Below are 18,117 nucleotides of genomic sequence, written 5' to 3' on the forward strand. Positions count from 1 at the left end.
AGGGACCACCGATGACGAAGGCACACGACCCGATCACCCCGGGTGAGATTCTCCAGACCGAGTTCCTCGAGCCGCTGGGGATCACGGCCTACCGCCTTGCGCAGGCGACCGGCCTGCCGCAGACCAGGCTCAGCGAGATCATCCGCGGCAAGCGGCGGATCACCACCGACACCGCCCTACGACTCTCTCGCGCGTTCGGCCTCTCGGAGCGCTTCTGGCTCAATATCCAGATCGACTACGACATCGAGCTCGAGCATGACGAGCATGACGCCGACCTCGCACGCGTCGAGCGCCTGATCCCGGCCTGACCTTCCGAGTCCCGCGGGCCTGCGCCCGCACAAGGACCGGCTTGAGCGCGGCTGTCGAGCGCTCAACGACCCGCTGGCGACAGACTTGGCCTTGCTGCCGGGCACGTTGGCCATCAGCGATGCGTGCGGACTGTCTCACCGATCGTGTGGAATGTGTGCCGCAGCGAGATTGCTTCAACAGGTGTGAACAACGACGTCAGCACAGCCCTGCACCGAAGTCAGCTCATCGACTTGACGACGACCGGTCGCCGTAGCGGGCTACCTCGCCGCATCGAGATCTTCCTGCACGATGAGGACGGCGTGCTGTTCATCACCGGGATGCCGCGTCGAGACCGCACAAGGGACTGGATACACAACATCACCGCAGACCCCAACGTCATCGTGCATTTGAAGAAGAGCATCCAGGCCGACGTTCCTGCCACGGCGCGAGTAGTCACCGATCCCCACGAAGCTCGGCCGCTGATCGAGGCCGCCGCACGCCGATGGCGCAGAGACGATATCGACGAAATGATGGCGCACAGTCCGCTCATCGTGCTGACTCCGGCTACCGCCCTCGCCGCCTGACCGCATCCCGAGACACCGGCCGCGGTCCCCGGCGCGAAGGAGCAGAGCATTCGGCTGTGTTGGCCGTGCCAGGCTGGGCTCATGGATGTTCGCGAGGCGCAAGCTGATGTGCGTAGCGCCTACCGTGGTGGGTTCGCGGGGCCGCTCGTATCGGCGCTCATCTGGTTCTTGGCTGCGGCCGCGTATCAGTGGGCATCAACAGGGTTGGGGACGGCCATCCTCTTCCTCGGCGGGATGCTCATCTTCCCGCTCTCCGCACTTGTGTTGAAGGTCCTTGGGAGTCCTTCCTCCTTGCCCAAGGGGCATCCGTCCAATGCGCTGGCGATGCAGAGCGCATTCACTGTTCCGCTCGGACTCCTTGTCGCGATCGCGCTGGGATCGTTTCAGCCGGAACTGTTCTTTCCGGCAGCACTGATCATCGTGGGTGCGCACTACCTCACCTTCATCTCGCTATACGGGATGTGGCTCTACGGTGCTCTGGCGGGCTCGCTGGTTGCTGTCGGTGCCGCGTCGATCTTCTTGCTTCCCGGTCTCCGAGCCTTCAGCGGCTGGATCGGTGCATTGCTCTTCCTGGCCTTCACCGCCCCCCTTTACCTCACGTATCGAGCATCGGTCATTTCCGAACTGACGGTGCCCTAACCTCCCCGACAGACAAGTTGGCGGGCGATGGGCGGCGCTCAGATGGACAACTCCGGGCTCAAGCTCCTACTGAGGGGGCGCGGTCAAAGACATGGCACAGCAATCCCTACAACGGCGACCTCATCGAACAGTACGTCGATGGGACTGGGCGGGTGAGGTTCGGGGGCCACGGCAACTTTGTGCGTGCGGAGGGATCCGCTAGCGCGGCCTCAACCTCGTGCGTTGGCCGACCCACCTTCGCACGCAGTCAGTCGAGTCGTGCATGATCGAACCGTGAAGCAAACCGGCTGGAACGGCGTCGATCTTGCGCGGCGTTACCACTCGGATCTGGTGTTCCCGATACTCGCGGAGCGGTTCCCTCACCTCCCATATGCGGCAGGCCGCATCGGTTCGGGCTCCGACGTCCTTGGATTCGATGACGACGCTTCCCAAGACCATGACTGGGGTCTCCGACTGAACCTGTTCGTACCGGCGGACGCCGTTGACGAGGTAGACCGAGAACTCGAGCGACAGCTTCCCGAAACGTACGAGGGGCTCCCGACCCGCTTCGCATTCACCGGTCAGACCGAGCGCCGCCACCACGTGGACGCCACCTCAGTCTCCGAGTTTCTTGACGTACGCCTGGGCTTCGACCCGCGCACAGATCCGTCCGTCGAAGACTGGCTGTCCCTCACCGGACAAGCCGCACTCGAGGTCACCGCCGGTCCCGTGTTCATTGATACCGACGGAGCGCTCATTGCGGCCCGTCATGCACTGGCCTGGTACCCAGACGACGTTTGGCGCTACATCCTCGCGTGCGACTGGATCCGCCTGGCGCAGGAACTCCCGCTGATGAGCCGCGCCGCCGAGGTCGGCGACGAAGCCGGCTCTCGCGTCATCGCCGCCCGCCTGACTCAGATCACCATGCACCTGGCGTTCATGCTCGAACGGCGCTGGCCCCCCTACCCGAAATGGTTCGGCACGTCGTTCAACCGCCTCACACGCGCGAAGGAACTTAGCGAGCCGCTCAACAAGACACTCCACGCAGACGACGACGCCGATCGACAGTCCGGCCTCGCCCGTGCACTCGAGGTGTTGCTGCGCGAGCAGAACACTCTCGGCCTCACCACGGCGACGCAGGCCATCGTGCCCTTCTGGGATCGCCCCCACATCCACCCGAACCCATCGATCGTGAGCCAGCTACTCGGTGGCATCGTTCGCGACGAGGTGAGAACACTTCCGTATGGCCGCGGCGCCGCGGAGCAGCGAACCGACAACGTCGACATCCTCATTGACGCCCGAGCCCGCGCACGCATCGTCACCGCGTAGGCGATCTCGCCCGGAGATGGACCGGCTGCGCGCGAGCTGAGTAACGCGCTAGATACCGCATGGCTGGGTGCCGACAGCCGGATTTTGGTCGCGCTCGGTCCGAGGGGGCGGCGACGGCGAGCTCTTGCCGCGGGGCTCTCGGGGGTGGACAATGCGCCCATGGGGGCATCTTCGGATCGCCGGGGTGGTGTGTGGGGTGCGTCGCGAGTCTCCGCAGTTCTGGGCGTGATCCTGTTCGCAGGCGCCTGCCTCACGGCATGCACGGTGACGCCTGAGTCCGCCTCACCGACCGGCACGCCACTCGCCGAGCCGACGGATATGCCCGCGTTGCCGGCTGGTGCCGCTGAGCCGTTCAACGTTCCTGCCTTCGATGGCCCAGAGCCACAGCCCGTCGTGAACGGCACAACCTATGTTCTGAACAACGCGAACCCTGGCGCGTCAGACTTTCAGACCATCGAGTACACCGTCCCACCCGGGTGGGAGACCGGCGACGTGTACATCGGCAAGGATCTCGGGGAACCTGGTGAGGTGGCGATCAGCTTCTGGACGCCCTCAGGCGTCTATTCCGACCCATGCCGGCGAACCACGGACTTGAGTCCGATCGACCTCGCAGACCACACCCATGCCGATGGCCACCTCGTTCTCATGAGCTATCCGCAGATCGGACTTTCGGCGCAGAACGGCCGTGCCGCGACAGAGGCGCGTTCAGTGATCATCGACGATCCTTCGGAGGACGAAGGAACCATCGCGCTTCGACTCGAGCTCACCGTACCCGAGGATCTCGACATCGCGTCCTGCGACGAGGGCGCTTACGTGGCATGGCCGGCCACCCACGCAGGCGATCAGCCGCAGGACAACCACGTCGCAGGACAGACAGACATCATCTACCAGGTCGACGTCGACTTGGGGCCGCTCATCATCGACGCGTCGTTCCGGCCGGGATCCCCGCGGGAGAGCGTCGAGGAGCTGTATGCCGTTCTCGGATCGATTGTGATGGACCGGTACTGACCCTCGGACACGCACGACGCCACTCCCGGCGAGCACCTGCAGGTGGCGCCCCGCCCGTGACGGACCCGCAAGGGGTGCGGTCCGTCGGCAGTCGCCCGCGCACCGGCTCTGGATGTGTATGTCGCGGTGATGGATGTTGAGTCGCGGCATAAGGGACTCGGAGTTCCCGAGTGGGTCTATAGCGTTCGCCTCGAGAGGAACGAGACCTACTGCCTCGTCGAGGAAGCCGAGGGGCGCGCGGCGTCAGCGACCAGGCGTCTGACGCACGCATGTGGACCCCTTTCCGTGCCGCGCTCGCATCGGGGGACCGGTGTCGGCAGTCGATCGGTCGGCCAGCGGGTGCCTTGTCCACCGGCAGGGGTCTTCTCCTACGACGACCCTCCACGAGAGCAGGTCCTCATACGCCCGCCGCACCATTGATCAAAAGTTCACCAGGAACAGCGCGGACTCGAGAGGCCGATCTCCGCGAAGTGTCGTCGCCACCACGCGGACCTCGTTGCTCTTTAGCCAGCGGAACGCATACGTACAGGTAATCCTGAATGCTCGTTGCCCAACGTGCACCGCGAAGGTTTCGACCTGCGTAGTCAGCCCCGGTCTGATCTTCCCGAACTTGAGGAAGGTGCCATTTCGGTATAGCCGCGTTGGGACACTGGATGCGAATGCAACACTGAACCAATCTTCTTCATCGTCTCCGAATCTGATGTCGACGGCCCACCAAGACTCGACGTCGGCAGGCTTGCTATCGGACGGCGTGATTGTGACTTTCGGTGCGGTTGACCCCTTCCCTGAGCGTGATCTTTTCGGTGCTGCAAGCGCTGGAACAGCCTTCACTTCGCGACGGACGTCTGGAAGGATTTTGACACTCCCAGCTTCAAGGGAGAGAGGCACCGGGTAAGCCGAGTGCAATATGGGTCCGGTTGCAGCGGCGGAGACGTGCTGACGCGAAGCGTGGGTCTTCGCGCGCGCGAGGGATCGCTTCGATGCGCGGCTGGCGAGGGCCGCGCGCATGTAGTCGTTGAGCACCCTCCTGGGTGCTGCCAAGTCCACGGTCATGGTGATCGAACCGATGTCGTGACGGTCCAACGATTCATACTCATTTATCCGCTCGATGACTCCTGCGGCTATGTCGACACTCGCGGGGTTGTCAAGGGCGACCCTCGTGTACAGACGGAGGATCTGCTTGACCGAATACGACTTGCGGTTCCCCGTTGCGACCCCGTCCATGGCGCACAAGAATGCGAGAAGCCTTGGGTCCATCGCGACGTCGCATTCGCTGATCACTCGTAGGTCCGTCATCGCCTTGTCGGCTTCGGTGTTTGCGGCCTCGACCGCGGCCGCCGCCGCCGTCCCACGCTGGAGGTATTCGCCCAGTTGCGGAGTAAGGTGCGTTATCTGCCTAGGTGGATCGGTTACATCCAGGCCCATGCTGACGAGTGCCGCGACGAGCGCAGTTAGGCATTCGTCGTCGTCTGGTATTCGGAGATGGAGCGCGAGTAGGACCTCGGGGAAGACGCCCCCCGCCTTAGTCCGAAATTCCCTGAGAACGTCGACAGCTGCGGACCGGCCGCCGACGGCGTCTGCGAGATTTGCTGCGATCAATGCAGCACTGCAACCTATCGGCAGTTCCTCGTCGACCGCGTACCGCATGGTATCGGACAGCGCACTGACCGTAGACTCCGCATCTCCCACCGCGAGTGATGAAAGAGCCCTCAAGAGTTGTGCGGCGGGACGAAATGGAAATAGGCGGACACTCTCGGTCGCATCTCGTTGCGCTTCGACATACCAGCCGCGTTTGAAGGCAAGGTTGGCACGATCAAGCATCTCGTCCCCCGCGGTTCGCGAAGGATGCCTTAGGACATCGACGATTTCCTCGTTTGATGTCTGCAGGTGCTCGATGGAATCGATCAGCGGTGAAAGGTCCACCTTCGGCGCGCCTTCGGGCCGCATGGTTGCCTTCTTCTCATCGCGTGAATCCCCGTATGCCTTGAGCAGCAGCGTGCCTGTCTCTAGTAGGAATTCGACAGCAAGCTCAATCACGGATCACAACCTCTCATCCAGAGCGGACGTTTGACCGACGTTCGTACCCAGCGGCATAGTTCGCAAAAGTTCTGTCAGCTAGCAGGAGGGTGCCCCGGCGAGCGAGATACTCATCGCCCCCATCCTTCGGCCGGCGAGCTCTCCCGGGCGCTGGTCGGCGCATCGGCACTGTCAGGTGTTCGCCGAATGGGCAGCCGACCACCCGCTGTCGAGGGGCGCGTACGTGGCCGCCGAGGAAGCGCACCTCACCGCGTCAAGTGGTGGTGCTGAGCGTGGTCTCCCAAGGACTCGCCGCCCGTACGATCGGTCACCGTCTGGGTATCTCTAGTCGCACGATCGAGCGGCACCTGGCGAACAGCTGTGTTCGACCCGGAATGTAGGACAGCGTGACCGCGGTGCGGCTCGCAACCCTGGCAGGCGGTCTTGGCGGCGGGCAGACCGGCGCCTGACGCCTGAATCAAGCGAGGGCATTCGACCAGCCGTCGATCGTCCCCACGTGCCGACTCAGTTGAACACCGCGAAATGGCCGCGCATGCCCGGCGGACGCTCCGCTTTCGTGCGCAGCCCGCCGAGGGATCCCCTGGGGCACGCGACGTCGTGCTTCGAGCCCACACTTGCGCACTTCCGCAACGAATTCGACACGAGCGCGGGGCTGGCTGTGAAACGACCAGAGCGGCAGGGAGCGGGACCCTTCACCCGAACCCCGCCGCGGACTAGCGTGGGGTCGTGTCCGCACCCGCGACCGACGCCCGCACCGCGCACGCCGCCGGCGCGCGGCGGCTGCTCGAGAGCTACTGGGCGCTGCCGCCGGACGCGCAGGTCCGGCTCGCCAAGCGCACCTCGAACCTGTTCCGTTCGCGTTCGGCTGCTGCCGCCCCCGGCCTGGACACGTCGGGGTTGACGGGAGTCATCCGCGTCGATCCTGCGGGTCGCACGGCGGACGTCGCGGGCATGTGCACCTACGAGCATCTCGTCGCCGCGACACTGCCGCACGGGCTGGCACCCCTCGTCGTACCGCAACTGAAGACGATCACGCTCGGCGGCGCGGTCACGGGCCTGGGCATCGAGTCGACGTCGTTCCGAAGCGGGCTGCCGCATGAATCAGTGCTCGAGATGGACATCCTCACCGGCGCAGGGGAGGTGATCACGGCATCCCCGAGCGATCACGCCGACCTGTACCGGGCGTTTCCCAATTCCTACGGCACTCTCGGCTACGCGGTGCGTCTGCGCATCGAACTCGAGACGGTCCAGCCGTTCGTGGCCCTCCGGCAGGTGCGCTTTCACACGATCGCCGATCTGATGGCGGCGATGGACCGCATCGTCGCAACGCGTCGGCTGGACGACGTGCCGGTGGACTATCTCGACGGTGTGGTGTTCAGCGCCGACGAGAGCTATCTGTGCGTCGGGACCCAGAGCTCCGCGCCCGGCCCGGTCAGCGACTACACGGGGCGACACATCTACTACCGGTCCATCCAGCACGACGACGCCGGGAAAGCCGACCGGCTCACCATCCACGACTACCTCTGGCGGTGGGACACCGACTGGTTCTGGTGCTCGGCGGCGTTCGGGGCGCAGCATCCCTTCGTCCGTCGCGTGTGGCCCCGACGCTGCCTCAGCAGCGCCACGTACAGCAGGCTCATGCGGCTGGAACGCCGATTCGACATCGGCGATCGCCTCGAGAAGCTGCACGGGCGCCCCGCGCGCGAGCGCGTGATCCAGGACGTCGAAGTGCCGATCGCCCGGTGCGCCGAATTCGTCGACTGGTTCCTCGGGAACGTGCCGATCACGCCCATCTGGCTCTGTCCGCTGCGATTGCGCGACCATCACGCGTGGCCGCTTTACCCGCTGCATCCAGCCGAGACCTACGTCAACGTCGGCTTCTGGTCGACCGTTCCGGCCGGGGCGACTGATGGCGAGACGAACCGGCTGATCGAGCGGAAGGTGCGCGAGCTCGACGGGCATAAATCGCTGTACTCCGACGCGTTCTATTCGCGGGAGGACTTCGACTCGCTCTACGGCGGGGCGGACTATCGAGCGGCGAAAAGGCGATACGACCCCGACGGGCGACTGCTCGACCTCTATCAGAAGGCTGTGCAACGACGATGACCACATCCAAGGAACGGACGGATGCCTCGGCCGATGGCGCCGCCGCCGGCACGGCCGACGCGGAGTCCGGAAAGCTCACGCTCGCCGAGGTGCTTGAGATATTCACGGCCGGCCGGCTGCCGCTGCGCTTCACCGCGTATGACGGCAGCACGGCCGGCCCTCCCGACGCGCCTTTTGCCCTTGACCTGAAGACACCCCGCGGCACGACGTATCTTGTCACCGGGTTCGGCGATCTCGGGCTCGCGCGCGCCTACATCGCCGGTGATCTCGACATCCGAGGTGTGCACCCCGGCGACCCATACGAGCTGCTCAAGACGCTCGAGACCCTCGAGTTCCCGCGAGCATCGCCGCGGCTCATGGCCCGGATCGTCCGCTCGATCGGCGTCGAGCATCTGCGCCCGGTCGCGCCGCCGCCTCAGGAGGTGCCCCCGCGCTGGAGGCGCATCGCCGGTGGCCTGCGGCACAGCAAGTCGCGCGATGCCGAGGCGATCCACCACCACTACGACGTCTCGAACATCTTCTACGAGTGGGTGCTGGGCCCGTCGATGACCTACACGTGCGCGTGCTACCCGCACCTCGACGCTTCGCTGGAGGAGGCACAGGAGAACAAGTACCGGCTCGTGTTCGAGAAGCTGCGGCTGAAGCCGGGCGACCGGCTGCTCGACGTCGGCTGCGGGTGGGGCGGCATGGTGCGCTACGCCGCTCGTCGCGGCGTCCACGCCCTCGGAGTGACACTGTCGCAGGAGCAGGCTGGGTGGGCGCAGCGCGCCATCGCCGACGAAGGACTGGAGCACGCTGAGGTGCGGTACGGCGACTATCGCGACATCGCCGAGACCGGTTTCGACGCGGTGTCGTCGATCGGGCTGCTCGAGCACATCGGGGTGCGCAACTACCCGGCGTACTTCCGCTTCCTGCGCTCGCGGATACGCCCGGGAGGCCTGCTGCTCAACCACTGCATCACCCGCAGTGACAACAAGACCGAGCCCGCGGCGCAGGGGTTCATCGACCGTTACGTCTTCCCGGACGGCGAGCTGACCGGTTCCGGTCGCATCGTCACCGAGGCACAGGATGCCGGGCTCGAAGTACTGCACGAGGAGAACCTGCGCCCCCACTACGCACTGACGCTCCGTGACTGGTGCGCGAACCTCGTCGAGCACTGGGACGAAGCGGTCACCGAGATCGGACTGCCCGCTGCGAAGGTGTGGGGCCTCTACATGGCCGGATCACGGCTCGCCTTCGAATCGGGCGGGATCGAGCTGCACCACGTTCTGGCCGTCAACTCCCGGGGGAACAGCGACGATGCCGACCTTCCGCTGCGGCCGTGGTGGACGCCATAGCGGCGCGCGGCCGGAGTCGCTGCGGTTCTCATCTCAACTCCGCCACGCTCCAGGGCCGCATTGTGCGACACTGCTTTCCCTCCGTCACCCTCCGAACCTCCGGTGCTCCTCGATCACGGCCCGGAGCCCGACGGCCGCGCCCGTGAGCGTGGGGCGCCGTGAGCCGGTGGTCGTGCACGGGCGCACCTGCGTGCCTTGATGATCGAGTGTCGCCCTTTGGCTCCCGGTACCAACGGTTAATCGTCGATCGGCATGATAGAGCCCAGTTGCGCGGACATGGCCCGGCCTTCGTTCCTCGCCCGCAAGCGGACCGCCCTGCGGGCCGGGTCTGCAGTAACGAACTGAGGACGAAGGGACCCTGGACACCGCAGCGTTCCTAGGCTGGGGCGATGTCGTTATGGTGAGGACGTGGTTTCGGATGCTCCCGTCTCACTGATACCGGCAGCTGGAGTCGCCGCACGTGCGGCGAATCTGGAGTTGCGTTGGATGGACGATGACCTAGTCGTCGAGCTCGCGCGTCTGGCAGTGCGGGGCGTACATGACCCGAGTCGAATGCCGTTCAGCACGCCGTGGACGCGCGGAACGCCTGACGAGATCATGCGCGGGATGCTCGAGTACCAATGGGCGACAAGAACTGCGATCGGACCCAGTAGGTTCCGCCTGGAGTACGCCGTGCTCGTGGACGGAGTCGTCGTCGGCTCGCAGGGTGCTGGAGCCAAGGACTGGAGCGTGCTGCGCACGGTGAACACCGGGTCCTGGCTCGGTCAAGAATTCCAGAACCGAGGCATCGGCACTCGCATGCGAATGCTGATGCTGGACCTTCTTTTCGCGGGTCTAGGCGCAAACGAGGTGACCTCGAGTGCGTTTTCCGACAATCCGGCATCTATCGCGGTCTCACGCAAGGTTGGGTACCGCCCGGACGGGACCGAAGTGGTTGCTCGGGAGGGTGCACCCGCGACACTGCAGCGGTTCCGCATGTCGCACGAGCGTTGGCAAGACGTACGCGCCAGCCACCGACCACACCTCGGAGGCCCCGTAACACTCGAAGGCGTCACCGCATTGTGCGAGTACCTCGACACGGTGTCTCAGGCCCGCTGAACGGCGTCTCGACTTGTGGCCGACGCCGTAGACGCGATCACGATCCTGGGAATGCGTGCACGCCGTTCGAGGCCGTGATGCGGAATTGTCGCGGACGCGGCCCCCGCGGTTGGATATCGCCCGATGAAGGACCGTCAATCGACACCCCCTCGGTGCGATTGGTTCGCTCCTAGCCGCCCGGGCAGTCGCAGTCACCGCCGCTGTGGCAGACACAGCTTGGGGGCTCGGACGTCGTGTCGGGTGGTGGTTCCGTGCCGCCTCGCGACACGTCGTGGTAGTTCGTACCCGTGCTCAACGTGACGATGAGAGCGCGCCCACTTGCGCGGATGGCGGCTTGCTCGTGGGGCCGGTCCTCCACTTTTTCACCGTCGCTCGCGTAGTACGTCACGAGTCCTGAGCCGTCGAATTCCGCGGAAGTACGGAAGCTCAGACCGACCCGAATACCGTCCGCGCACTGTGCACCGACGCCGGGCAGGTTGTCGACGGTGTACGGGCGCCGTTGGCGTTCTCCCCTGGAATGCCATACATGGCCCAATACTGAGCGGCCATGTCGAAATCTGCCTCGTCCGGGTCGCATCCGATCGCCGTGAGGTGCGCGCGGTACGCCGCGATCAGTTCCGCTGGATCTTCGGTGTCCGTTCCCACAATCCACGACGTCACGCGCCCGCACGACCAGTAGTACGAGTCATGCGGGCCCCACACCGCGCTGTAAGTGCCGCGCTTGCAGTAGTCCTGGACACCCACCGACAACGGCTCACCCAGTGCCGCCGTCGCCAGGAGACCTTCCTGTTCCGCGGCGACCTCCTCGCGGGCTGCGACTACGTCCGGGTCGTGGGAACCCGACGGCGGAGAGACGCTGGCGGGTGCACACCCAGACAATACGACCACGACGAAACCGGACGTCACCGCCACCAGCATCGCGAGACAGCGTGCGCGGAGTGTAGACATGGCCAGAGCCTAGATCGCCCCGCATGCCCCATCAGGCATGACCCCGACGAGAACCGACTAACGGCACTGGGCTGACGGCTTCTAGCGGCCCGGTGAGCGACCGATCATCGTGCTACGCGGAGCTACGGCCGATAAATGCGTGACCGTTCGTTGCCGCGCCTGTAGTTGCCGGTGACCCGCGCCTCGAACGTGGTGCCACGAGATTGTGACTGCGCAGCGGGAGTGCGAGAAGCTGCGTCGTGGTGATCCTGACGCTCACCGTGTCACCGTGTCACCGTGTCACCGTGTCACCGATTCGACGGCGGCGCGGTAGCGTCCTGCGAGCATGTCGATGTGCGCGACGAGCTCGGGCGGATCCGTCACCGTGAAGTCGAGGCCCAGCATCCCGATGTAGACGGCGATCGTCTCATAACCGTCCGCACCTGTCGCCAGTGCCGAGGTGTGCTCATCGAGGACCTCCACAACGCCGACGGTCGGATCGATTCGTGACAATACCTCTTCGGCCGGCGCGTGCACGACGATCCTGGCATGTACCCGCCATCCGGCGCCGACGACTCCTCTCAGCACAAGAGTCGACGCATCAGCAGGCAACTCGCGAGGTGTGAATGGGCGGAAGGTGCGAGCGCTCGGCTTCATGCGGTCGAGGCGGAAGGTGCGCCAGTCGTCGCGTTCGAGGTCGAACGCGACGAGGTACCAGCGACCCCGCCAGCTGACCAGGCGATATGGCTCGACCCGACGCTTCGCGGCCTCCTCGGCGGAGCCGTTGGCGGAGAAGCGCGTGTAGCTGAATCGGAGCCACTCATGCTCCTGGATAGCCATGGCGACAGCGGTCAGCGTTTCCGCATCCACGATGGCAGGGTCTGCTCCGCGTGTCGATGGCACGGGGACCTCCGTCGCCGTGCGCAGAGCGGCGACTTTGGCGCGCACGTGGCTGGGGATGACCTGTTCAAGCTTAGCGAGCGCGCGCTGAGCGCTCTCATCCATGCCTGCCATCTGACTCGTCCCGACTGTGGCGAGTGCGATGGTCGTGGCCACAGCCTCGTCATCGTCGAAGAGCAACGGCGGCATGTTCGCCCCGGCGCTGAGCCGGTAGCCACCGGCGGAACCATGGCGGGCATCGACCGGGTATCCGAGCTGGCGGAGGCACTCGATGTCGTTGCGGACAGTGCGTGTCGACACGCGGAGCCGCTGAGCCAGCTCGGGGCCCGGCCAGTGCGGCTTGGACTGCAGGAGCGAGAGGAGGCGGAAGAGCCGCGCGGACGTTTTCAGCATCAGCTCAGCATGCCAGCACAAGCGGAAGCAGATGTTCCTATTGCCGAAATAGCCTCGCCACATGACAAACACGACAGCGTCGATGACGCAGACCACGACCTTTCGTTCCCGCGGGGCCTCGACGCACGACGAGTCCGTTCGTCCATTCAAGGTGGCGATCCCGCAGGTGGAGATCGACGATCTGAACGACAGGCTCCTCCGCACCCGGTTCGCGCCCTCGGCACCCGGCGACGACTGGGCATACGGCGTTCCCACCTCGTGGATCGCCGAGCTCGTCGAGTACTGGCGCACCGAGTTCGACTGGCGCGCACTCGAAGAGAAGATCAACGCCGTTCCCCATTTCCTCACCGAGATCGACGGACAGCAGATCCACTTCATCCACGCCCGCTCTCACGAGAAGAACGCGCTCCCCATCGTGCTCACGCACGGCTGGCCGGGATCGTTCCTCGAGTTCCTCGACATGATCGGACCGCTCACGGACCCGGTGGCACACGGCGGTCGCGCAGAAGACGCGTTCGATGTCGTCATCCCCTCGGTGCCCGGTTACGCCTTCAGCTCCCCCCTCGTCGAGGGCGGGTGGTCGTCGGCCAGAGTGGCCGCAACCTGGGACACGCTGATGAAGCGTCTCGGCTACGAGCGCTACGGCGCGCACGGCGGTGACGGCGGATCACTCATCGGTCGCCAGCTCGGACTGCTGAACCCCGTCGGCCTGGTCGGCACGCACGTGCTGCAGTTGTTCTCGTTCCCGTCCGGCGACCCTGCAGAGTTCGAGAAGCTCAGCCAAAAGGACCACGAGTCGCTCGCAACGCTCGCGAATTTCCAGGCGCGTGCGGGCTTCTCGGCGATGCAATCCACCCGCCCGCAGACCGTGGCTCATGCCCTGTCCGACTCACCGTCCGGACTCCTCGCGTGGAACGAGCTGATCGTCGGGTTCGGCGACGGCAACCTGCTCAGCCGCGACCAGGTGCTCGGGAACGTCGCGCTCTACTGGTTCAGCAACTCGGCCGGGTCAGCTGCACGCCAGTACTACGAAGACGCCAAGGTCATCGATCACAGCGCTCCAGCCCCTGTGAACGAGGCGCCGACGGGCGTGTCCGTCTTCGCGAACGACTTCCGCACGATCCGGGCGTTCGCCGATCGCGAGAACAGCAACATCGTGTACTGGTCGGAGCACGACGAAGGCGGTCACTTCGCGGCAATGGAAGTACCCCAAACACTGTCGGAGGACCTCAGAGAATTCTTCTCCGCACTCCGCTGACCACATGACTGAGGCGGGCCCGTGAACAGGGTCCGCCTCAGTCACATGCTTTGCCCCGCGGCGGTCGAAATCGGGTTCGCCCGACCGGGAAAGTGTCATGACAAAGCGAGTGTCGAATGAGAACAGCCGGAGGCATGCCCGACTGAGCCATTGGGTAAATCCGCCACTTCGCGTGGAATCTGAGTCCGGATGCGTCTGTGCGGCGACGAGTTCGTCCCCGCACCGAGGGTCACGCCGGCTACGACGTCAACGCCACGACGTCGCGCGCGGGCCGCGGATCGCCCAGCTCGGCCAGGACCGCGACAGCTTCTATTCGTGGGCACCGAAGCTGGAAGCCGGCGCTCACGACCAGCGATCCTGGTTGGCTCTACGGGGTCAGCGTCCTGGGTCGTCGCCGGGTGGCGGCGGAGTCAATGCGAGCCAGACGCGTCACTCTTCCCGGACGTGGGTACTCCTCGTATGCGGCGGTGCTGCGGGATGGGCGGTTTCGCCTGTTGATCGTCATCGGCACCGGGATGTGGCAAGACAGTCACTTCGTTGAGGTCGCAGGACACTCCATCCCCGACCCGGATCATCGGCGCCGCGCTGTAACTCGATACCTTGCGGGACTGGCGGTGGTTGTCATCAGCGCGCTTATCGGCCTCACGATGATGGCCGTCTTGGGAGGCCTCCTCGGTCTCTGGGTGATCGGCGCAGACTGAGGCAATACACGCACCCCCCTCGGGTGCGCGGAGGGACGATTGCCCCATTTCGGGCGCCGCCGGGTTCGATCGTGCGGCCGGTCGGCGTACGTTGATGGACCGGCTCGCGGGCGCCGCCGCGCGTATACCCTCGGCATGGGGATCAAGAGGACTGGCGAAGCTCTACGAGTGGGCTACCTGGGCGAGTTCAGCTCGAGCGCCCTCGAGGAGCGCCAGGCTCAGCTCCTGCTCGCCGCGTATTTGTGTGTGAAGCTCCTCCGACGAGAGGATTCGGGTGGTGCTAACGACGGCAGCGTCGACCTCAGCGCGGATGAACGTCAGGTTGGCCTCGTCAAGTTCGATGCCGAATGGGGCGTCCCGCGGTGGCCAGCCTGCGGGGCCTTGACCTCGCAGCGGGTGCACAGCCGCGAGCTCCCAGCCGCGATTGCGGAGCGACTGCGCCCGCGCGATGACTTCTTGATCGCCGTTACCCGACTGCACCTCGTTCGAGATCAAGTTGTCGAGCACCGCATCAATAACAAGCCATGTCCCCACCGACACCACGCACCGAGACTAGCAAGGGTGGGTGCACGCATTCTCGTGCGAACCAGGACCGGCTCGCGGGCAGCGCCCGGTCGTCTAGCATTCCAGGATGACGACCGCGGCTCTGACTCGGACCCCGCTCGAGGGGTGGAAGGGCACCGCGTACCTCGTCTGGTTCTGGCTCCTCGCGATCGCCGGTCTCTTCGTGATGACCGGGGCATGGATCCTGCTCCCGCTGGCGTCGCTGGAAGAGGTCACCGAACAGGGCAAGGCTCTCGCTGCCGGCACGACAATGGCTGGAACCACTCTCGTCTTTGGCGTTCTGCCTCTCGTCGTGGCCCACGCAACTGGATTGCTGATCCTCTGCTCGATCGGCGTACAGGGCCGCTACGACCGTTGGCGCGGATTCTGGCTCGGGGTAGCGGCAGTGCTTGCTGCATCGATCATCGGACTCACCGCCACGCTGATCCTCTCGGGCGGCGAGCTCATCGCAACACATAGTTACGTCCCCTGATACACAACCACCCCGATCGCCGCACGCACGGGGACCCCTGCAGCAACGCTGGCAAGTGCGCTACCGTCAGCCTCGAGGTGCATGCTCACGTAAGGAGGCGGGATGCGACGTGGTGTCTTGATCGGGCTAGCAGCGCTTGTCCTCGCGCTGATGGGTCTCTCCGTGATCGGCGAGCTCTGGGTTCTGCCAAGCGAGATCGACCGCGTAACGACGACATTCCCGGAGACTGAGCCCCACGCGACAATCGCTCTCCTGTGGGGAGTTGCGGCGATCACGTGCTGCCAGCTCCTCCTGGTCATGGCGCTACGGCTCGTCGCGCTTGGCCGCAACGAGAGCAAGTTCAGGGCGTCCGCATTCCGGTGGGCGCGCGCAATGGTCGGCTGCCTACTTCTGCTGGTCGCGCTGATTGCCGCGGCGATGGTCTTGCTGAGCGTTTGGGGTTACTCCAGCCCGCTGTCGTTCTTGCTCGGCATCGCGGGAGGGATCGCCCTGACGGCCGCAGTGGCAATTGCTAGTTCACGAGTCTCGCGACGTTCGGAGCGTCGATTGCTCGTCTCGCCGGCGACGGCACACTAGCCCCATCGCAGATAGCCGCCCGTTGACCGACCGGTATCCGGTCGAGTGAGTAGCGGGTTCGAGTCCCGATAGTCACCTCCGGATGAGCCGCTCGATGACCCCGCTGCGGGCGCGGCGCGACTACGTGTCGATGGAGACCATGTTGGCTTGGTCGTGTCGTTCGCCGGCCGCGGGTTCGAGCGCGGTCAGGCGGTCGGCCTGGTCCGCCGTCAGTTCGATTGTGTCGGCGGCGGTGTTCTCCTCGACTCGCGTGACCCGGCGGGTGCCCGGGATCGGGGCGATGTCGTCGCCGCGGGTGAGGATCCAGGCCAGCGCCGTCTGCGCGGGCGTTGCTCCGATCTCGGCGCCGATCGTGCGCACCTCGTCGACGAGGCGAAGGTTGCGGGTGAAGTTCTCGCCCACGAAGCGCGGGTTTGTCTTGCGCCAGTCATCGTCCGGGATGTCGGCCGCGGATCGGATCTGGCCGGTCAGCAGACCGTGACCGAGGGGCGAGTAGGGGACGAAGCCGATGCCGAGCTCACGGAGCAGGGGCAGGATCTCCGCTTCCACGTCGCGGGTCCACAGCGAGTACTCGGTCTGCAGGGCCGAGACCGGCTGCACGGCGTGTGCGCGCCGAATGGTCTGCGTGGATGCTTCGGAGAGACCGAAGTGGAGCACCTTGCCTTCCGCGATCAAGTCGGCGACCGCACCCGCGGTCTCTTCGATGGGCGTGTTCGGGTCGACGCGGTGCTGGTAGTACACGTCGATGTGGTCGGTGCCGAGACGGCGGAGCGAACCCTCTACGGCGGCTTTCACGTTGGCAGGCGCGCTGTCGATCACGCCCGGTCCGCCGCCGGAGTGGGAGACGAGACCGAACTTGGTGGCGATCTTCACCTCATCTCGACGACCGCGGATGGCCTGGCCGACGATCTCCTCGCTGAGGTAGGGGCCGTAGATCTCGGCGGTGTCGATGTGAGTGACTCCGAGGTCGAGGGCGCGGTGGATGGTGCGGATGGACTCGTCGTTGTCGAGACCGCCGCCCGTCGTGTAGGTGCCGGCCATGGTCATCGCTCCGAGGCCGATGCGGGAGACTTCGAGGCTCCCGAGGTGTGCGTTCTTCATGGGTGTTCTCCGTTCGGTGCGGTCAGGCCTGTGAGGTGGGCATGGCCCACAGTTCGGCGATGGAGGAGCGGCGGTGGCGCGTGACCATGTACACGATGCTCTCGGCGATGTCTTCCGGCTGGAGCTTCTCGGGGATGCTCTCCGCGTCGGAGACGGCGAGCGCGTCTTTGACGGTGTCGTTGTTGTGCGAGATCAGCTCGGTCTCGACGGCGCCGGGCTCGAGCACGCCGACCCGGACGTGCTTCTTCGTGATCTCCTGGCGGAGCGCTTCGGTGAAGCCGTTCACCCCGAACTTCGTCATGTTGTAGGCGGCGAAGTTCGCCCACGCCTGCCGGCCGGCGATGGAGGAGATGTTGACGATGTCCGCGACGGCGCGCAGTTCATCTTCGGCGGCTGCCAGCAGGTGCGGGAGGGCGGCCTTGGTCATGAAGAGCAGGCCGTTTTGGTTGACCGCGATCATCCGCTCCCACTCCTCGACATCCTGATCGGCGACCGGTCCAAGCAACATCAGCCCGGCATTGTTGATGAGGATGTCGAGGCGTCCGAGCCGGTCGATGACCGTCTGTACGGCGCGCTCGGCCTGCATGCGGTCGGTGATGTCGGCGGTGAGCGCGAGGGCCGATCCGCCCGCGGCCTCGATCTCGGTGACGAGGGCGTGGAGTCGACCCTCACGGCGGGCAACAACCGCGACAGTCGCGCCCAGTTCGGCGAGCTGCTTCGCAGTGGCCTCACCGATGCCACTGCTGGCGCCGGTGACGATCGCAACGGTTCCGGTGAGCTTGTCCTGAGTCATGGATGCCCTTCTCGAGTTTCACCGCTC

Annotated in this window: 18 protein-coding genes; 12 read left to right on the forward strand and 6 right to left on the reverse strand. The window is 65.4% G+C overall.

The features are described 5' to 3' along the window. The first annotated feature begins 11 nt into the window (after positions 1–11). The 5 genes from ACI3KY_RS01140 (at position 12) to ACI3KY_RS01160 (ending at position 3,827) form a co-directional block, all read left to right on the forward strand. A complete protein-coding gene (locus ACI3KY_RS01140; RefSeq protein WP_404928364.1) occupies positions 12–308 on the forward strand; it encodes a HigA family addiction module antitoxin in 297 nt (98 codons plus the stop codon). A 183-nt stretch (positions 309–491) separates the two neighbouring features. Then, positions 492–872 (forward strand): nitroreductase family deazaflavin-dependent oxidoreductase, encoded by a 381-nt coding sequence (locus ACI3KY_RS01145; protein ID WP_404928365.1) that lies wholly within the window; start codon positions 492–494, stop codon positions 870–872. A gap of 81 nt (positions 873–953) precedes the next feature. Next, positions 954–1,511 (forward strand): DUF7010 family protein, encoded by a 558-nt coding sequence (locus tag ACI3KY_RS01150; protein WP_404928366.1) that lies wholly within the window; start codon positions 954–956, stop codon positions 1,509–1,511. Between the two features lie 273 nt (positions 1,512–1,784). Continuing rightward, positions 1,785–2,819: a DUF4037 domain-containing protein gene (locus tag ACI3KY_RS01155; protein WP_404928367.1), complete on the forward strand. Its 1,035-nt coding sequence runs from the start codon at positions 1,785–1,787 to the stop codon at positions 2,817–2,819. Between the two features lie 225 nt (positions 2,820–3,044). Next, the gene (locus ACI3KY_RS01160) at positions 3,045–3,827 is read left to right on the forward strand and encodes a hypothetical protein (protein ID WP_404928368.1); all 783 of its coding nucleotides are present in this window, start codon (positions 3,045–3,047) and stop codon (positions 3,825–3,827) included. A 420-nt stretch (positions 3,828–4,247) separates the two neighbouring features. Here the strand turns inward: ACI3KY_RS01160 and ACI3KY_RS01165 are convergent, their stop codons facing one another. Next, entirely contained in the window at positions 4,248–5,864 is a 1,617-nt protein-coding gene (locus tag ACI3KY_RS01165) for a hypothetical protein (RefSeq protein ID WP_404928369.1), read from the reverse strand. Between the two features lie 257 nt (positions 5,865–6,121). Here ACI3KY_RS01165 and ACI3KY_RS01170 point away from each other — a divergent pair, with 257 nt between their 5' ends. The 4 genes from ACI3KY_RS01170 to ACI3KY_RS01185 all read left to right on the forward strand — a co-directional run bounded on the left by ACI3KY_RS01170 (position 6,122) and on the right by ACI3KY_RS01185 (position 10,405). Next, positions 6,122–6,244 (forward strand): LuxR C-terminal-related transcriptional regulator, encoded by a 123-nt coding sequence (locus ACI3KY_RS01170; protein WP_404928370.1) that lies wholly within the window; start codon positions 6,122–6,124, stop codon positions 6,242–6,244. 346 nt (positions 6,245–6,590) lie between these two features. After that, positions 6,591–7,970 carry an FAD-binding oxidoreductase gene (locus tag ACI3KY_RS01175; protein ID WP_404928371.1) on the forward strand — a complete coding sequence of 460 codons (1,380 nt, stop codon included), beginning with the start codon at positions 6,591–6,593 and terminating at the stop codon, positions 7,968–7,970. Next, on the forward strand, positions 7,967–9,307 hold the full coding sequence (locus ACI3KY_RS01180) for a class I SAM-dependent methyltransferase (RefSeq protein WP_404928372.1): 1,341 nt from the start codon (positions 7,967–7,969) through the stop codon (positions 9,305–9,307). Before ACI3KY_RS01175 ends, ACI3KY_RS01180 begins: the two co-directional genes overlap by 4 nt. Before the next feature lie 408 nt (positions 9,308–9,715). Beyond that, on the forward strand, positions 9,716–10,405 hold the full coding sequence (locus ACI3KY_RS01185) for a GNAT family N-acetyltransferase (RefSeq protein ID WP_404928373.1): 690 nt from the start codon (positions 9,716–9,718) through the stop codon (positions 10,403–10,405). A gap of 426 nt (positions 10,406–10,831) precedes the next feature. On the opposite strand, the gene ACI3KY_RS01190 is transcribed toward ACI3KY_RS01185, so the two are convergent. Continuing rightward, the gene (locus ACI3KY_RS01190; RefSeq protein WP_404928374.1) at positions 10,832–11,353 is read right to left on the reverse strand and encodes a hypothetical protein; all 522 of its coding nucleotides are present in this window, start codon (positions 11,351–11,353) and stop codon (positions 10,832–10,834) included. Positions 11,354–11,632: 279 nt separating this feature from the next. Continuing rightward, on the reverse strand, positions 11,633–12,721 hold the full coding sequence (locus ACI3KY_RS01195) for a helix-turn-helix transcriptional regulator (RefSeq protein ID WP_404928375.1): 1,089 nt from the start codon (positions 12,719–12,721) through the stop codon (positions 11,633–11,635). Between ACI3KY_RS01195 and ACI3KY_RS01200 the strand changes: the two genes are divergently transcribed. Next, on the forward strand, positions 12,687–13,883 hold the full coding sequence (locus ACI3KY_RS01200; RefSeq protein ID WP_404928376.1) for an epoxide hydrolase family protein: 1,197 nt from the start codon (positions 12,687–12,689) through the stop codon (positions 13,881–13,883). The genes ACI3KY_RS01195 and ACI3KY_RS01200 overlap by 35 nt on opposite strands. 863 nt (positions 13,884–14,746) lie before the next feature. On the opposite strand, the gene ACI3KY_RS01205 is transcribed toward ACI3KY_RS01200, so the two are convergent. Beyond that, on the reverse strand, positions 14,747–15,127 hold the full coding sequence (locus ACI3KY_RS01205) for a hypothetical protein (RefSeq protein ID WP_404928377.1): 381 nt from the start codon (positions 15,125–15,127) through the stop codon (positions 14,747–14,749). 88 nt (positions 15,128–15,215) lie between these two features. Here ACI3KY_RS01205 and ACI3KY_RS01210 point away from each other — a divergent pair, with 88 nt between their 5' ends. Further along, positions 15,216–15,620: a hypothetical protein gene (locus tag ACI3KY_RS01210; protein WP_404928378.1), complete on the forward strand. Its 405-nt coding sequence runs from the start codon at positions 15,216–15,218 to the stop codon at positions 15,618–15,620. A gap of 102 nt (positions 15,621–15,722) precedes the next feature. Further along, the gene (locus ACI3KY_RS01215) at positions 15,723–16,196 is read left to right on the forward strand and encodes a DUF2975 domain-containing protein (protein ID WP_404928379.1); all 474 of its coding nucleotides are present in this window, start codon (positions 15,723–15,725) and stop codon (positions 16,194–16,196) included. 120 nt (positions 16,197–16,316) lie between these two features. Here ACI3KY_RS01215 and ACI3KY_RS01220 read toward each other — a convergent pair whose 3' ends face one another. Then, entirely contained in the window at positions 16,317–17,297 is a 981-nt protein-coding gene (locus ACI3KY_RS01220; protein ID WP_404928380.1) for an aldo/keto reductase, read from the reverse strand. A gap of 22 nt (positions 17,298–17,319) precedes the next feature. Then, complete coding sequence (locus ACI3KY_RS01225) at positions 17,320–18,090, reverse strand: SDR family NAD(P)-dependent oxidoreductase (RefSeq protein ID WP_404928381.1); 771 nt, start codon at positions 18,088–18,090, stop codon at positions 17,320–17,322. Positions 18,091–18,117 lie beyond the last annotated feature (27 nt).

The organism is Microbacterium sp. ZW T2_14 (assembly GCF_044987405.1).
In the GTDB taxonomy this organism is placed as follows: domain Bacteria; phylum Actinomycetota; class Actinomycetes; order Actinomycetales; family Microbacteriaceae; genus Microbacterium.

Bases quoted from the DNA above. Each gene is read 5' to 3' on its own strand.
- ACI3KY_RS01190 (WP_404928374.1), bottom strand. From the start codon at position 11,353: ATGTCTACACTCCGCGCACGCTGTCTCGCGATGCTGGTGGCGGTGACG.
- ACI3KY_RS01180 (WP_404928372.1), top strand. From the start codon at position 7,967: ATGACCACATCCAAGGAACGGACGGATGCCTCGGCCGATGGCGCCGCC.
- ACI3KY_RS01215 (WP_404928379.1), top strand. From the start codon at position 15,723: ATGCGACGTGGTGTCTTGATCGGGCTAGCAGCGCTTGTCCTCGCGCTG.
- ACI3KY_RS01225 (WP_404928381.1), bottom strand. From the start codon at position 18,090: ATGACTCAGGACAAGCTCACCGGAACCGTTGCGATCGTCACCGGCGCC.
- ACI3KY_RS01220 (WP_404928380.1), bottom strand. From the start codon at position 17,297: ATGAAGAACGCACACCTCGGGAGCCTCGAAGTCTCCCGCATCGGCCTC.
- ACI3KY_RS01140 (WP_404928364.1), top strand. From the start codon at position 12: ATGACGAAGGCACACGACCCGATCACCCCGGGTGAGATTCTCCAGACC.
- ACI3KY_RS01150 (WP_404928366.1), top strand. From the start codon at position 954: ATGGATGTTCGCGAGGCGCAAGCTGATGTGCGTAGCGCCTACCGTGGT.
- ACI3KY_RS01200 (WP_404928376.1), top strand. From the start codon at position 12,687: ATGACAAACACGACAGCGTCGATGACGCAGACCACGACCTTTCGTTCC.
- ACI3KY_RS01210 (WP_404928378.1), top strand. From the start codon at position 15,216: ATGACGACCGCGGCTCTGACTCGGACCCCGCTCGAGGGGTGGAAGGGC.